The organism is Flavobacterium sp. LM4 (assembly GCF_002017935.1).
Classification (GTDB): Bacteria; Bacteroidota; Bacteroidia; order Flavobacteriales; family Flavobacteriaceae; genus Flavobacterium; species Flavobacterium chungangense.
Map to the genome: position 1 here is coordinate 2,436,987 of NZ_MUFW01000001.1, position 16,479 is coordinate 2,453,465.

15 protein-coding genes are annotated in these 16,479 nt (G+C 34.4%); 4 read left to right on the top strand and 11 right to left on the bottom strand.

The genetic code is table 11. The features are described from left to right. Window positions 1-86 precede the first annotated feature (86 nt). Window positions 87-1,523, top strand: coding sequence for a rubredoxin (locus BXU10_RS10890; RefSeq protein ID WP_078227353.1), 1,437 nt, complete (start codon window positions 87-89; stop codon window positions 1,521-1,523). Between the two features lie 140 nt (window positions 1,524-1,663). Here BXU10_RS10890 and BXU10_RS10895 read toward each other — a convergent pair whose 3' ends face one another. Next, window positions 1,664-2,527: an AraC family transcriptional regulator gene (locus BXU10_RS10895; RefSeq protein WP_078227354.1), complete on the bottom strand. Its 864-nt coding sequence runs from the start codon at window positions 2,525-2,527 to the stop codon at window positions 1,664-1,666. A 96-nt stretch (window positions 2,528-2,623) separates the two neighbouring features. Between BXU10_RS10895 and BXU10_RS10900 the strand changes: the two genes are divergently transcribed. Together BXU10_RS10900 and fabD are read left to right on the top strand one after the other, a co-directional pair. Further along, window positions 2,624-2,986, top strand: coding sequence for a DUF983 domain-containing protein (locus BXU10_RS10900; RefSeq protein ID WP_078227355.1), 363 nt, complete (start codon window positions 2,624-2,626; stop codon window positions 2,984-2,986). Window positions 2,987-3,057: 71 nt separating this feature from the next. Then, window positions 3,058-3,933 carry an ACP S-malonyltransferase gene (gene fabD, locus BXU10_RS10905; protein ID WP_078227356.1) on the top strand — a complete coding sequence of 292 codons (876 nt, stop codon included), beginning with the start codon at window positions 3,058-3,060 and terminating at the stop codon, window positions 3,931-3,933. A 130-nt stretch (window positions 3,934-4,063) separates the two neighbouring features. Here the strand turns inward: fabD and BXU10_RS10910 are convergent, their stop codons facing one another. From BXU10_RS10910 to BXU10_RS10930, 5 genes are all read right to left on the bottom strand, one after another. Further along, window positions 4,064-4,597 carry a YceI family protein gene (locus BXU10_RS10910; RefSeq protein WP_078227357.1) on the bottom strand — a complete coding sequence of 178 codons (534 nt, stop codon included), beginning with the start codon at window positions 4,595-4,597 and terminating at the stop codon, window positions 4,064-4,066. 251 nt (window positions 4,598-4,848) lie between these two features. Beyond that, window positions 4,849-5,565 carry a pirin family protein gene (locus BXU10_RS10915; RefSeq protein ID WP_078227358.1) on the bottom strand — a complete coding sequence of 239 codons (717 nt, stop codon included), beginning with the start codon at window positions 5,563-5,565 and terminating at the stop codon, window positions 4,849-4,851. A 311-nt stretch (window positions 5,566-5,876) separates the two neighbouring features. After that, the gene (locus BXU10_RS10920; protein WP_078227359.1) at window positions 5,877-6,239 is read right to left on the bottom strand and encodes a hypothetical protein; all 363 of its coding nucleotides are present in this window, start codon (window positions 6,237-6,239) and stop codon (window positions 5,877-5,879) included. A gap of 11 nt (window positions 6,240-6,250) precedes the next feature. Beyond that, a complete protein-coding gene (locus BXU10_RS10925) occupies window positions 6,251-6,871 on the bottom strand; it encodes a response regulator transcription factor (RefSeq protein WP_078227360.1) in 621 nt (206 codons plus the stop codon). Then, entirely contained in the window at window positions 6,868-8,868 is a 2,001-nt protein-coding gene (locus BXU10_RS10930) for a sensor histidine kinase (RefSeq protein WP_078227361.1), read from the bottom strand. The genes BXU10_RS10925 and BXU10_RS10930 overlap by 4 nt, the downstream gene beginning before the upstream one ends. A 137-nt stretch (window positions 8,869-9,005) precedes the next feature. On the opposite strand from BXU10_RS10930, the gene BXU10_RS10935 reads away from it, so the two are divergent. Then, entirely contained in the window at window positions 9,006-11,147 is a 2,142-nt protein-coding gene (locus BXU10_RS10935) for a LamG-like jellyroll fold domain-containing protein (protein WP_078227362.1), read from the top strand. A 278-nt stretch (window positions 11,148-11,425) separates the two neighbouring features. Here the strand turns inward: BXU10_RS10935 and BXU10_RS10940 are convergent, their stop codons facing one another. From BXU10_RS10940 to BXU10_RS10960, 5 genes are all read right to left on the bottom strand, one after another. Next, a complete protein-coding gene (locus BXU10_RS10940; RefSeq protein WP_078227363.1) occupies window positions 11,426-12,001 on the bottom strand; it encodes a Crp/Fnr family transcriptional regulator in 576 nt (191 codons plus the stop codon). Next, window positions 12,001-12,321: a DUF6370 family protein gene (locus tag BXU10_RS10945; RefSeq protein ID WP_078227364.1), complete on the bottom strand. Its 321-nt coding sequence runs from the start codon at window positions 12,319-12,321 to the stop codon at window positions 12,001-12,003. Before BXU10_RS10945 ends, BXU10_RS10940 begins: the two co-directional genes overlap by 1 nt. Before the next feature lie 2 nt (window positions 12,322-12,323). Then, window positions 12,324-13,484 (bottom strand): formate-dependent phosphoribosylglycinamide formyltransferase, encoded by a 1,161-nt coding sequence (purT, locus tag BXU10_RS10950; protein WP_078227365.1) that lies wholly within the window; start codon window positions 13,482-13,484, stop codon window positions 12,324-12,326. Window positions 13,485-13,957: 473 nt separating this feature from the next. Next, on the bottom strand, window positions 13,958-15,826 hold the full coding sequence (locus tag BXU10_RS10955) for a U32 family peptidase (protein ID WP_078227971.1): 1,869 nt from the start codon (window positions 15,824-15,826) through the stop codon (window positions 13,958-13,960). A 128-nt stretch (window positions 15,827-15,954) separates the two neighbouring features. Then, on the bottom strand, window positions 15,955-16,356 hold the full coding sequence (locus BXU10_RS10960; protein ID WP_078227366.1) for a hypothetical protein: 402 nt from the start codon (window positions 16,354-16,356) through the stop codon (window positions 15,955-15,957). Between the last annotated feature and the right edge of the window lie 123 nt (window positions 16,357-16,479).

Sequence of the window (16,479 nt, forward strand, 5' to 3'; positions counted from 1 at the left end):
ACCGCATAGAGAAAAACTTGAAACTTGAAACATGACTCGAGGCTGGAAGCCGAACTGGCGAAGCAAACTAAAAAAACTATAAGAACATGGAATTAACGAGATTAATAGTAAAAGGAGGCGTTATTTCGCCGGGAGAACTTAGAGAAGTGGTCAATATGGCTGCGGATCAGGGTTTAGATTCAATTTCATTTGGTTCAAGACAAGATATTATTTTTCCAAAAGGTTTTAAAGCTTTGGATAAAGAAAAAATGGGGAAACATCATTTTGTTTTTCCCGATGAAAAGAGCGGTAATAATATCGTTTCTTCTTATGTCTCTACAGATATTTTCAGAAATACCAATTGGCTGACAGGAAATAAGTTTTTATATATTTTAGAACAATTTAAAGACCAGCCCAAACTTAAGGTCAATATCAATGATCCAAAGCAGCAGTTGGTTCCATTATTTACCGGACATCTTAATTTTATTGCTTCCGAACATGAAGATTATTGGTATTTGTACATTCGCTTACCCAAATGGCATCGTATGGAAGTATATCCGGTATTGATTTACAGTTGGGATATAGCAACGTTTTACTATGAAATCGAACGTATTGTTACAACCGAAGAATCTTTCGGAATCGATATGATTTTTAGTCTCGTAAGTGAAGCTTTGGACACCAATAACAGAACGATTGATAAACCATTAAATGTTCCTTTTTATCCTTTTCCGTACTACGAAGGAATGAATCGAATGGGTATCGACCAGTACTGGCTTGGTTTGTACTGGAGAAATAATTTTTATGATTTGGATTTCCTAAAAGAGATGTGCGATTTATGTTTCGATTGCAAAATTGGTAAAATATGTATTACGCCATGGAAATCTTTTATTATAAAAGGAATCCCGAAAGACAGAAAACTGGAATGGGAGAAATTTTTAGGTAAAAAAGGAATCAATGTACGTCATTCACTTTTAGAATTGAACTGGCATCTGCCCGTAGCAATGGACTGGGCTTTGAACCTGAAAACGTTTTTAGTTCGTACACTCGATCAATTTGATATCAGTACCTACGGATTAAATTTCGGTTTGTCTGAATACAATCGTGACGGGCATTATTTTACTTCGATTGTAATCGAAAAAAATGAATTGCCTAAAGATCTGGAATCCATAAAAATCAGGGATACTTACAATGTGTTGTTTGCAAAGAATTTTGACCCAAATACAAGAGAATACATTGTACATTCACAAGATATTGATAAGCTGGAGCTACCAACAATTTTGATAGAACTGAGCCGAAAATACTTTGAAGAATTAGGAAACTCAATTCCGGAAACAACAGAAAAAAATACACAGAAAAAAGAAAAACCGCAATTAGATGTTTACCAATGTCAGGAATGTTTAACGACTTATAATCCGGAATACGGAGATGAAAGCCAAAACATTCCAAAAGGCATTTTATTTACAGATTTAGCTGAAACCTATTGCTGTTCACTATGCGAAGCACCAAAAAGCAATTTCAAAATTCTGGAAGCTGTAACCATTTAAAATATTTTTTTGAACCATATAAGTTATATAAGAAAATATAAGTTTTTCTCTTAGTTATTGAGTAAAGCAGAAACATTTTTAATAATAAATTATGCGCCAAACTTTTAAATGAACTTATATAACTTATATGGTTTAAATTTTTAGTTCTTTAAATCCCGAAAAGCCGTCGGAGAAACTCCTGTTTGTTTTTTGAAAACTCTTGAAAAATACGAGTAATCATCATAGCCAATAGCCGATGCCACTTCGTTTACAGCCAACTGTTTATCGGTCAGCATTCGTTTGATTTCCAGAATAACCCGATCCATAATGACTTCTGTGGCTGTTTTTTGTAAAATTTCATTGCAAATTCGGTTTAGGTGTTTTAAGGTGATATTTAATTTATCAGCATAAAAAGAAGGCGATTTTTCTTCTTTAAAATGCTGCTCCAGAAGCTTTTCGAATGTATTGATTTTGATATTGTACGAATGGGTTTGATGCGAATAGGTTTCACTGTATTTGCGCCCAATTTCAATATGAATACAATCCAGTAAATTCAGCATTTTATCCAATTGAAAATTATTGTGCTGCTTATTTTCTTCAGTTAATAATTTAAAATAAGGCAAAATCTTGGGTATTTCATCAGCTTCAAAAACCATTTCAGGACAATTGTGAATCGAATCATAAAAATTATAATCGTTGATTTTTTTCTGTCCGAAATATAAATTATAAAGTTCCTGCGAAAATATAATCACAAAGCCTTCAATATCATCAGACAAACTCCAATGATGCATTTGTCCGGGCTGCAAGACAAACAGACTTCCTTTCTGGATTTCAAACCGGTCAAAATCGATTTCATGAATTCCGGATCCATCCGTAAAAAAAACCATTAAATAAGAGTTATGCCGGTGCGGTTCTTCGACAAAACTGTGGCTTTTTAAGTGCTCTTTAAATGTGTTTACATAAAATTCACGATGAATATCGTTGCAGCTAAAATTCTCTACACTATAAACCGGATATTTTTTCATGATAAAATGTCTTTATTGTGCTATCAATAGCGAAGATATAAAAAAGGTTTTTATAGTATCTGATTTACCTTTGTATAAATATAAAAAAACAATATTATGTCTAACACATTAACTCATATTTTAAGCAACGAATGTCCTGTTTGTCATAAAGGAAAGGTTTTTAAAGACAAAAATATTTTTCTGAATTTTGGTTTTCCAAAAATGAATGAAACTTGCAGTCATTGCAATTATAAATTTCAAAAAGAGCCTGGATTTTTCTTTGGCGCCATGTATGTAAATTATGGATTAACAGTAGCTCAGGGAATTGCAACGTATTGTATCGCTCAATTTTTCTTCGAAAAGAATTTCGATTTAAGAATCATTCCGATTATTGCTGTTGTCATTATCTTGTTTACTTCTTTCAATCTCCGATTCTCAAGATTAGCATGGATTTATATGTTTAAGGATTATACGAGCTAAAAAAATGTTATTTTTGCCTTTCAATTGAAACTAATTTTCAATTTAAAAAATAGCAATCTTAAATTAGACAAATGAAAGCATACGTATTTCCGGGTCAGGGCGCACAATTTACAGGAATGGGCAAAGACTTATATGAAACATCTCCATTGGCAAAAGAATTATTCGAAAAAGCCAATGAAATTTTAGGTTTCAGAATTACTGATATCATGTTTGAAGGCACTGCCGAAGAACTAAAAGAAACCAAAGTAACACAGCCGGCCGTATTCTTACATTCGGTTATTTTAGCCAAAACATTAGGAGATGATTTCAAACCAGAAATGGTGGCAGGACATTCTCTAGGAGAATTTTCAGCTTTGGTTGCCAACGGAACTTTATCTTTTGAAGACGGTCTGAAATTAGTTTCACAACGTGCATTAGCAATGCAAAAAGCCTGCGAAATAACACCTTCAACAATGGCTGCAGTTTTAGGATTGGCAGACAATGTGGTGGAAGAAGTTTGTGCCTCAATCGACGGAATCGTAGTCGCAGCAAATTATAACTGTCCGGGACAATTAGTAATTTCAGGAGAAACATCAGCAGTTGAAAAAGCGTGTGAGGCAATGAAAGCTGCCGGAGCAAAACGTGCTTTGATTTTACCTGTTGGAGGAGCATTTCACTCCCCAATGATGGAACCAGCAAGAGAAGAATTGGCAGCAGCCATTGAAGCGACCACTTTTTCAGCTCCAATTTGTCCGGTTTACCAAAACGTGACAGCAAGTGCAGTTTCTGATGCTAACGAAATTAAAAAGAACTTAATCATTCAATTGACAGCTCCTGTAAAATGGACACAATCTGTACAGCAAATGATCGCTGACGGAGCTACTTTATTTACCGAAGTTGGTCCAGGAAAAGTATTGGCGGGATTAATTGGAAAAATTGATAAAGAAGCCGCTACAGCTAATGCTTAAATTTTAGCATTTGATTGTAGTTTTAAATAAAGAAACCCTTCTTAAACTAAGTTTAGGAAGGGTTTCTTATATGTGATATTCAGTTGACTAGATTAATAAAAAATAAACAATCAAAAGAATAAATAATAATTTACGCCTGTTTAGCAAACTGTAATTCAATGTTCAGTTTAACTTCTTCGCCAACTAAAACACCACCGGTTTCTAAAGCTGAGTTCCAGTTTAAGCCCCAATCTTTACGGTTAATTTTTCCTTCGATACTCAAACCTACTTTTGTATTTCCCCATGGATCAGTCAGGATTCCGCTAAATTCTACCGGAAAAGTTACTGTTTTTGCAACTCCTCTGATGTTTAAATCTCCAGTGATTTCATACTTTTCATCATTGATTTTTTTGAAAGAGGAAGCTTTGAAAGTTAATTTTGGATGGTTTTCAGCATCAAAAAAATCACCGCTTTTTAAGTGATTGTCCCTGTCAGCATTGGCAGTATCGATAGAAGCGATATCACCTGAAAATTCAATTGCTGCATTTTCGAAATCATCACCTTCAGTAGTAATTGTTGCATCGTAAGTTAAAAATTTTCCTGAAACATTGGTAAACATCATGTGTTTTACTTTAAAACCAATTTCTGAGTGAGTTGGGTCAATTGACCATTTTGTAGTTGCCATAATTTTATTTTTTAAATATTAATTTCATTTTGATAAGACAAAGGTACGGTGACAGTAAGTCTAAAGCACTTAACCTAGATTAAGAAAGAAAATATAATCTTATTTGATTATGCTAACCAGAACTAAGTCTATTCATAAAGTTAACCTTTCTTTTTTAGTTTTTCAAGAAAGCAAATAAAAAAAACGATAACAATCTGATTTACAGATTAATTATCGTTTTAGCGTACAGGTATTATTTTTTTGTCACTGAATTAATAGTTCATCGGAATGTCCATCAATAAAAATTCAGCATCTGTGTTGGCCTTAATGCTTAAAGTATCGGTTCCTGAAATCCCAACCGCATCACGGGTATTTAATTCCTGACCGTTGATGGTTACGTTTCCTTTTAAGATAAAAGCATACACTCCGTTTCCTTCTTTTTTAATTTTGTATTCTGTTTCAATTCCTGAGTCAAAATTCCCCATGTTGAACCAGGCATCCTGATGAATCCAAACTCCTTCATCATCTGCATTTGGAGACAAAACCTGAGCCAGTTTATTGTGTCTGTCTGCAACATTCAACGTAATTTGCTGGTAACGCGGCGTAACATTTCTTTTGTTTGGAAACAACCAGATTTGCAACAATTTAGTCTGCTGATCAGCATTTGGGTTAAACTCACTATGCTGAATTCCGGTTCCGGCACTCATTACCTGGATATCACCATTTTTGATTACTTCGGTATTTCCCATACTGTCTTTGTGAGCCAAATCTCCTTCAAGCGGAATAGTAATGATTTCCATATTATCGTGTGGATGTGTTCCAAAACCCATTCCGCCTGCAATCGTGTCATCGTTCAAAACACGAAGTGCCCCAAACTGAATTCTGTTCGGATTGTACCAGCTTGCAAAACTAAAGCTGTGATAAGCGTTTAACCATCCGTGATTTGCATTTCCTCTTGTTTCTGCTTTGTGCAATACTATATTTTCCATGATTTTGTGTATTTGTTATTTTTATAGTACAAAGATACCACCATCATAGATGAAACGCACTTAATGTAGATTAAGAAAGGTTCTGGGGTCTGAGTGGCTAAGATTCTAAGATTTATATTGTGCTGGTTTTGGGAGCAGTAATTTTAGTTTCAAAACACCTATACTCCTGCTATTCGCTATATCTATTGCTGCGAACCCCGCAACAACAGGATGTCGCTGCTATCAGGGCTGGATTAGAAATCTTTATTTTCAGAAGTATTAGGAACCTTCAAAAAGAGAGAATTTCCAGATCTTATAAGATTAAAATAGCATCATTTTATTTTTATAAATTTTCCTTTTCCGACAGCAATATCCAAATAATTCATAACAAAACCATTTCTATCATGAATGTAAAAAATCATGGTGTCTTTCTCAATTTGATTTTTTGGAATACTGATAATGGTTTTAGAATTGGTGAAATTGTCTAATAAAATGCTGTTTCCATACGAAATTTTTCCAGATGGAATAAATTTATTTGAAAAAGCGTAAGTACTATCTTTAAATATAATCTTATCATTCTGGTTTGTAAAATATCCATTTTCGCAGATAAAATAATAACTGCCTATAAGCTTATCGGTTTCCTGATTGCCAAAATTGATAAAAAAGAAAGTAATTATTAAAATGAAAGATTTCATGGTTTAGATGTCTACTTTTTACTATTCTGCATGGCCCAAATCAGTAATGCATTTTTTTCTTTAGGCAAGCCTAATTTATCGATTATTTTGCTTCGGTGGCCTTCAACCGTTTTTTCAGATAAAAATAATAACTCGGCAATTTGTTTTGTAGTTTTTTGCTGCGTAATCAGTTCAATAATTTTCCTTTCAGATAATGTCAGATGTGCCAGTTCATTGTTATCATTGGGAGTATCTGTTATTAAATCATCTTTCAAAAAAGCACTGATATATTCATGTCCTTTTTTTACTTCCTGAAGACATTTTTCTAATTCGGTTTGAGCATGTTCTTTTAGAATATAACCATAAATTCCGTATTCTTTCGCCTTTTTATATATGGTCATTTCTTTGTGCATGGTCAGTAAAATGATTTTGGTTTTCAGTTTACTTTCCTGTATTGCTTTGGCCACATCAAGACCATCCAAACCTGGCATATTAATGTCCAGAATAGCAATATCTGGTAAGTGAAGTTTAATTAAATTTAGTGCCGAAATTCCATTTGAACAGGTATCTTCCACTCTATACCCATAAGATTCTACAAAACTTTTTGTTCCAGACAGGGTAAAAGGATGGTCATCTGCAATTAATATTCTCATTGAGCTTTCTTTATATCGATGGTAATTATTGTGCCGTTTGTATTTGATGTGATATTAGCTTGCCCGCCAATAGCCCTGCTTCGTTCTATAATATTATGCAGGCCAAATGAAGATTTACTGTTTAAAGTTTCTTCTACATTAAATCCTTTTCCATTGTCTTTAATTTCAATTATAATGCTGTTTTCGTTTTCCGTTATAGAAATTTTAGCAGCAATTGCATCAGCATATTTTATGATATTGGAAAGTGCTTCCTGCACAATACGGTAAATTTGCAATTCATCGGAAGAAGATAAAACACGGTGATAATCAATCTCGGCCGTAACCATGAAATTATTAACAGATTCTGCCCGTTCTGTCATTTGATTAATGCTTTCTTTTAATCCTATTTTATCAAACATTATAGGGTGTAAATTCCTGCTGATACTTCGGATATCATTAATAATAGCATCAATTTTCTGACTGGTAATTTCTGTTTTTTCTTCGAAGGAGTTTTTTAAACTCAGCAGTTCGTGACTTACACTGTCATGCAGGTCGCTTGCAATACGTTTGCGCTCTTCTTCTGTTTTTTCGAGGAGTTGTTTGGTGTATAACTGCGTATTTTCTTTTTCGAGTTTTAATTTTTTTTGTTTTTGTTTCAGGTTAAATGCAAAGTTTATAAGCAATATCCCTATCAAGCTGGCACATAAAAGTGCAATTGTTGTATTTTTGTTTGTTATGGTCTGTTCTTTTATTTTTAATTCCTGTGCTTTTTTTTCAGTTTGATATTTTTTTTCAAGTTCTACTGTTTTTACCCTGGTAATTATGCTTCCTATACTATCTGCAATAATTTTCTTTTGTGCTTCATAGGCTAAAGCAGTTTTATAATCTTTATTTTGAATTGCACTGTTTTGTAATACTCCATAAAGCATATTGACTTTTTCATATTGCTGATTGCTGATTAAAGTGGGTAATGTTTTTTTTATATCTGCAAAATTGGAATAATTTGGATTCTTTTTTATCTCATACAATGCAGATGTTAATTTGTATTCCTGAGTTAAATCATCAGAATCTATTTCTTCAACAACAGGTTTTAAATCGTTCAGTATCTTTTTGGCTTCTAATAACCTGTTTTCATGAATTAAATTTTCTGCCTTAAAATCAAATATTTTTATTTTTAATATTTTACTTTCATCGTTACTGCTAATAAAAGCCTGATAAACAGAATCGATTAATGGCCTTTCACGTTTGTCCTTTAAATATTCATATATCGAAATTTTATTAATCAAACCGATATAGACATTATAGGTATTGTCAATTTTTTTATACGCTTGTATTGCTTTGTCCGCATTTTGAATAGCTCTTTTTTTATCACCAATGGCAGTGTATATATTAGCGTAATTCGAATAAACAAAAGCCAAACCTTTAGGATTATCTATTTTGCTGAAATATTCAAAAGATTTCTGATTGGCAAGCAGACTTAAATTTTGCTTCCCCATAATATAATAAATATAAGATAAATCGTAGTAAGCTCTGGCAATATTGTAACAGCTATTATAGTCGTCAGGCTCTAATGTCGTAATCTTTTTAAAGTACTCACATGCCTTTTTTAAATTATACTTGTCGAAATAATAATTGGCAAGATAAGCATCTACAAAAGTGGTTTTTAATTCAGGGACTTTGTGTCTGTATCTGGTGTCAAATTCTTTGACTTTAGTCATAAACTGATCATTAAAGTCATAAGAATCTGCAAGATATACACAGGCGAAATCTAAAACTTCGGCTGCTTCCAAATATTTTTTTTCTTTTATTTTGTCGTTGTAATAGTTGTGAAAAACCGATAAATAATTTTTGTCCTTCTTGTAATGCTCCACTTTATGCAACCAGGCTTTTGTGGCATCTTCCTTTACTGGTTCTTCTTTTTGAAATAAAACTTCATTCGTTTCATTCTTCTGACAAGAAAAAACAAGCAAAAAAATTGCAATAAGAAAAGCATGAAATAAATAATTGGTTTTAGACATAACCTTATTGTTTTTTTTACAAATGTATCTATTTGAATCAGTATTTGAATTATAAATAAATAATTCAGGGGTTTCCCCTTACGTGAATTCGTTTGGATTTGCCAGAATTTTGTAATCTAACATTTTAAAGAAAAACTATGAGAAAAATTACTCTATTAAGAAATCAAATACTTTTGTTTGCCATTGTGCTGACCACAAGTTTTTCGAGAGGACAGGTTTCAGCAAGTGCATTGTCTTTTGATGGTGTCAATGATTATGTGGAACTGGGGGATATAATGCCTGTAACATATACCAAAGAAGCCTGGTTTTATTTATCAGATTTAAGTCTCCAAAACAATCTTATTTCGGGAGGCTCAGATGGGCAACACGCACTGTATCCCTCTGCAAATTATGGAAACAGATTGTCGGCAGGACACAATGGTATCTGGAATGCAGTGCAGGACCCAACTCCAATTGCAGCTAATACATGGTATCACGTTGCTTTGACTTATGATGCTGCAACCACCACAATGAAAATGTATAAAAATGGTGTTTTAGTAGCAAGCAATACCTCTGTACCTCCTTTTACTGGCGGAAACGCTGTACGACTTGGTACATTTGATACTGCAAATTTACTTGGAGGTAAATTAGACGAAGTACGTATCTGGAACAGAGTATTACCTGAATGTGAAATTCAAAACAATATGAATGGGGAACTTCCTGCAGGACAAGTAGGATTGGTGGCTTATTACAAGTGCAACCAAGGTATTCATGCTGCAAATAATACAGCAATTACTACCCTGACTGATACCAGTGGAAATGATAATACCGGTACGTTAAGCGGATTTGCCTTAACTGGATCTTCCTCAAACTGGGTTGCACCAGGAGGCGTAGTTACCGGAACAATGAGTCCGGCACAATTGTCGGTTACAAGTCCGCAATTTTTTTGTACGGCGGCTACAATTGCTGATTTAACGGCTACAGGAATGGGTATCAAATGGTATTCTTCATTGGAATCGTTAAACGAATTGGGTGCCACAACTGCATTGACATCAGGAACAACCTATTATGTTTCGCAAACTATTGGTAGCTGCGAAAGTCCAAGAAATGCAGTTGTTGTAATGATAAATACAACTTCGGCACCTACAGCCATTAGTCCACAAACTTTTAATAAAGACGCTACGGTTGCCAACATTGCCGCAACTGGAACCGACTTAAAATGGTATGCAGCTTCTACAGGAAGCACAGCTTTAGCAAATTCATCTCCAATAACCGGCGGCATCTATTATGTCTCTCAAGCGGTTTCAGGTTGCGAAAGCTTAAGAACGGCTATTGAGGTAAATCTTAATGCATCAGCATTGGATTTTGATGGAATAGATGACAAAGTAAACTGCGACACTGGTATTTCTACAGTATTGAGTAATACCAATAAATTAACCGTTGAGGCATGGATTAAAACAACTAGGGATTCAAATGTAGAAACTATTGTTTCCAATCATGGTAACGGATCTTCTACTCAATTTGATTTACGTACCGTTAATGGTGAATTTAATTGTTTCATTGGTTTTGGTAGTTACGTAGTTACAGGAGGAACAGTTATACCAAACACATGGCAACATGTAGCGATGGTGTTTGATGGCACCTCTGTAACACTGTATGTTGATGGAGTAAATGTTGGTACCACACCAACCCCATCCAATTATACTTTGCCAACAAGCGTGGCACCAATGATATTAGGATATAATGGCTATGGAGAAATTTTTAAGGGACAAATGGATGAGGTTCGTGTTTGGAACAAAGCTTTGACTCAAACTGAAATTCAAAATAATAAAAATTGCGAACTAGGGCCAGGACAAACTAATTTATTAGCGTATTACCAATTTAACCAAGGTCTTGATAATAGAAACAATTCAACAGTAACCACAGTTGCAGATGCCAGCAGCAATGCCTATACAGGAATGTTAGATGGTTTTGAACTTATAGGAAATACCTCAAACTGGACTGCAACCAGCATTGTGACAACAGGAAATACCTGCTCGACTAATTTAAATAACAATCATTTTGAATTTTCATCAAAAACAACAGTCTATCCTAACCCTTCAAATGGTCTATTCTCTTTAAATAATGATGCTCGTGCCGCTATTGTAGTATATGATTTGAATGGAAAAATTATTAAATCGGAAAATATTAATTTTGGAAATACCAATTTGAATTTAAATAGCTCCCCAAATGGAGTTTATTTGTTGAAAATAACCTATGATAACAATCAGGTTGAAACGATTAAATTGATAAAAAAATAAGATAAAACAGATTTAAACAGAAAGACTTCTTCCTATCTAAGAAGTCTTTCTGTTATAAAAATCAATAAAAAAAACCGTTGTATAATTACTTTTAATCACACTCAAACATCGATTTTTTTAGTGATTAAAAGAATTTAAATTGGCGTTTTACTTTTCAGAGCTAACTTGCCTTGAAAACAGAGCTTTTTCTGTCTTTTTTTGACGATTAATTATGAATGTATGTCCCATTTGCACTTAATTTAAAAGCCCTGAAATATATTTTATCAATAATATAGCGCTTACTTTTTTAAAAGCCTTGCTTTCATTTTACTGAAAAACTCAGGCGTAACCCCAATAAAGGAAGCAATTTGTTTTTGAGGCACTTTATGAACCAATGTTCCATATTTCGAACAAAATTTCTCAAAACGCTCTTCGGCAGGTAAACTCAAATTATCCATTAATCGCTGTTGATTGGCAACTAACGAATTTTCAATTAAAATTCTAAAAAAACGTTCCAGTTTCGGAATTTCAAGATACAATTGCTCCTGATTTTCTTTGGACAAAGAAACCACTTCTGCCTCTTCCAGAACTTCAATAAAAAGCTGTCCCGGTTTTTGCGAAAAATAACTATACATATCACTCATCCACCAGCCTTCGCAAGCAAAGGAAAGCACATGTTCTACAATATTATCGTTGATATTGAAGCTTCTTAAAATTCCCGAATTGACAAAATACGAATGTTTGCAGACTTCTCCGGCGTTCAGTAAAATCGTTTTGGCTTTGTAAGTGTTCGTTTCTAATTTAGATAAAAAAAGTTCCTGTTCTTCCTGAGTCAGTGAAACATGTTTGGCAATATTTTCAAGAATCAATGCCATTATTTTTTATCTTCTATTAGCTTAAATGAAGTTGCTTTAAATCTGTCACCCACTATTTCTCCGGTAACAGCAGCTTTGCTGATCGCATTGCAAAAACCTTTTTCTGAATGCGCATCTCCGTGATCGTGAATCGTTGTTCCATCCACAAAATAGCTTTTTCCGTCAATGCGAACTGCTAAATCACAGCTTTTGCCTTTCATTCCAAATTGACATTCACCGCAGGAAGCTTCTACAATGGTTGGTTTGTCAAATTTCTTTTTACTTTGAGCCTGAACAGCAATTCCAATGAAAAGGAATGTCGCCAATAATATATTTTTCATAGTTAAGAATTTACAGTTATTAATTTTGCTGTTTCTTTGGCACGTTCTGTTACTTCGTTTATTGGAGTTGAAAGTGTATCGTGACTTAAAACTACACCCATTCTTCGATAAGGTCTTGAAGTTGGTTTTCCGAAAATTCTGAAATCGGTTTTCGGTAAAGCTGCTACTTTTTCGATTCCGCTAAAAGTTGGATTAGTAGAATCTTCGGATGCTAAAATTACAGCGCTTGCTCCGGCTTTTTCTAAAGTGATTTCGAAAATTGGAAGACTTAAAATGGCTCGTAAATGCAATTCGAATTCGTTGAAATTTTGTGTTCCTGCTAAAGTTACCATTCCCGTGTCATGCGGGCGAGGAGAAAGTTCCGAGAAATAAACGCCTTCATTCGTCAGAAAAAATTCAACACCAAAAAGTCCGGCTCCGCCAAGGGCTTCTGTAATTTTTTCGGCCATATCCTGCGCTTCATACAAATCTTTTTCTGAAACCTGAGCAGGCTGCCAGCTTTCCTGATAATCTCCTCTTTCCTGTCTGTGGCCAATTGGCGAACAGAATAGAGTTGGATTATTATTTTGAGTAATCGTTAAAAGGGTAATTTCAGAATGGAAATCTACAAAAGCTTCTACAATAACTTCAATTACATCGCCACGTGAACCAGCAACGGCATATTCCCATGCTTTTAAAATATCTTCCTGAGATTTTATAGTCGATTGTCCTTTTCCAGATGAAGACATTAAAGGTTTTACCACACACGGAATTCCAACTTCCTGAACAGCTTTTTGCAGTTCTTCGGCAGAAGTTGCGTATTGATATTTAGCGGTTTTTAAGCCTAATTCTTTAGCTGCCAAATCACGGATTGCTTTACGGTTCATGGTAAAGTTGGCCGCTTTCGCCGAAGGAACAACGGTAATGCCTTGCTTTTCGTAATCATAAAAACGTTCGGTACGAATAGCTTCTATTTCTGGAACTATAAAATCGGGTTTATGTTTGGCTACAATTTGGTCAAGAGCTTCGCCGTCAAGCATATTGATGACTTCAAAACCGTGTGCAAGCTGCATTGCCGGGGCATTTTCGTAGCTGTCAACAGCGATTATAGTTTGTCCGATTCGTTGCGCGGCAATGACAAATTCTTTACCTAATTCGCCTGAACCGAGGAGTAATATTTTCATTTTGGAGTAGTGTATTGTTGGAGTAGTAAAAGTAGCGAAAAATGTTTTTAACCGCAAAGTTCGTTAAGTTTTTGCTTTTAAATTAGAAGAAAGTTACGGGGAGAGTTTTCTCGCAGATTTTACAGATTTGGCGGATTTAATTTAACTGTGAATTTAAGTTTTAGATAAAGTAACCATACGTTTGTCATTTCGAGGAACGAGAAATCTCCGCAAGTAGCTCCGTACAGAATGTCGCCAATCTTTGTAGAGTTCCAAGTGAAGATTTCTCGTTCCTCGAAATGACAAGATTGTGGGTAGTACGAAATGAAATTATAAACGTAAAAGTTCTTGTAAACCCGTTTGCGTGAGGGATTGTAGTGGAAATCCTTTTGTGTAATGAAATGGAACAAAAGATTGTAGCGGAAAGCCCGACCCGAAGGGACACGTCCAAAATAAAAAACCGATACTTCTTTTAAAAAGTATCGGTTTGTATATTAATGAAAATGGTCTTCTTCAATCTCAAATTCAGCATCTTTTTCCCAGATTTCCATTTCGCAGGGCTTGCAGTTGAATTTTAGTTTATATTCTAACTCGCCCTGTTTTAAAACTAATGGCTCTTTTACCTTAACACCTACAATATCTTTTTGGTGTATCGGACATTTTTTTAATTCGTATTTGATGCAATATTTTGTGGTCATTACACGGGATTTTCCAGGATCCCATTGTAATTCGAATGCTTTTTCAATTTCGGTAACACCGTGGCGTTCGTAGAATTTACGAGCGGTTTTGTTTGAAACGTTGTACATAAAATCCAGTTTGGTTTCCGGATACGGATGTGACGTTTTTACCAGTTGGTGTTCTTCGCGAACGTAATTTGCCAGACGAATTTCTGATAACTGATCGAAAACATTTCTTCGCATTTCGTTGATTTTTGAAATAGGAAGGAACCAGTTTTGAGTGAACATTACATTGATTTCATCGGCGCTGTAAGGTGTAAAACCCGTTTTTGCCAATTGAGTTTTAATGTTTTCTTCGATTGATTCACCGGTTTTAGTCTGCTCTTTTGCGTGCTCTAATTTTACGGTACTTACATTTCCATCTTCGTCGGTTGCAATTAATTCAAAACCGTTTTCATTTTCAGTAAGCAATAAAGTAGTTCCGATTTTACGGATGGCGCTGTCTTCTCTTTCAACAATTTTGATGAAAGCAATATCGTTGTTACGGTAAATAAAAGTCCCGTCTTCAATTTCTTTTAGAACGTTTGGATATACTTTTCCGTTCTCTGCTTTGTTTACATAAATTCCGTCCGCTTCGTTGTTCTCGTTGATGAAACAAAGTCCGTCACCATTGTTTAGCAATTCACCATTTTCGATTTCGTAAGCGTTTCCGACAGTTCGGATTAATTTACCAATATATTGCCCTTTTGATTTTGGACTTTCCCAGGAACCAATTGAGCTGTGTCTTTCATTTACGAAATAATCGGTATAACCACGATTGAAAGTTCTGTTTAAAGTAGAATCGAAAGTATACGTGCATTTTCCGGAAGAAGCTTTGGTGTATTTATCGCTTCCTTCTAAATAGCTGTCTAATTTTTGGCGTAAATAAGATACGTTGTTTTTAACGTAAGCAACGTCTTTTAATCGGCCTTCGATTTTAAAAGAAACGATTCCGGCTTCAATCAAATTCGGAATCTGATCTGAAACATCTAAATCTTTAATCGAAAGCAAGTGACTGTTTTTGATTAAAGTTTCTCCGTTTCCGTCAATTAAGTTATAAGGTAAACGACAGTTTTGAGCGCAGGAACCACGGTTGGCGCTACGCTCTCCGTTTGCCACACTCATATAACAGTTTCCACTGAAGGATACACATAAAGCCCCGGTTACGAAAAACTCTAATTCAACATCAGCGTGGTCGTATATTGTTTTAATTTGATGCAGGTTTAATTCGCGTGCTAAAACCACACGTTTAATTCCGGCATCTTTAAGGAATTTGATTTTGTCTGCGTCACGGTTATTGGCTTGCGTGCTTGCGTGAAGTACGATAGGAGGTAAGTCCATTTCCATAATCGCCATATCCTGAATAATCAGGGCATCGACACCAATATCGTATAATTCCCAAATCATCGAGCGACAAGTTTCTAATTCGTTGTCGTACAAAATGGTATTCATTACCACAAAAACCTGAGCGTTAAATAAGTGTGCATATTTTACTAAGGCCGCAACATCTTCGATTGAGTTGTTGGCATTAGAACGTGCTCCAAATTGTGGCGCTCCAATATATACTGCATCTGCACCGCTGTTTATAGCTGCCATTCCGCCAATTAAATCTCTGGCCGGAGCTAATATTTCTATTTTCTTCTTCATTTCTAAAACTTTAGCTTTTGTGGTATTCACGAAAAAAAGTGTGCAAAGGTCTTATAAATTATTTGAGATTGCTAATGTTAAAGGTGTTTTTTTGAAATTGTTAACTTAATATAGAAAGAGTTGATATTTTATTCTGCCTTGCTTTTGAATTTATTTCCTAAGTTTTCAAATTGTATTTGTTTATAGGATACATTTCTAATTTCGTATTTAAATCTTTTTGGGATTAATACTGCTGATATATCCATTGGATCTGTATTAATCCAATAGTAAAGAAATAAAGTGTCATTAATTACTTTTGCATCTCCATAATATTTTAGGCCTCCTGTTTCATATTTTTCAATTATGATTTCAATTCCCTTTTTTGTTTTTTTAGATGTAATTAATTCTGCAGTTTTACTTTCATTTCTTTTTAAATAGCCGGAATCAAAAGCTTCTTCTGATGAGAATTTAATATTAATATTTTTTAATTCCTTTTTTACACAGTTGGTTAATAAAAGAAAAATTATTAAAGTAAAAAAAATATATCTCATGTATGATTGATTTTTTGATTGAAGTCAAAAGTATAAAAAAAATATACCTATTTTCAATTTGAGGATGGTCTTAAAAATAAACAAAAAACTGCCCAATCCGAAGACAAGGCAGTTTCTCAAAAA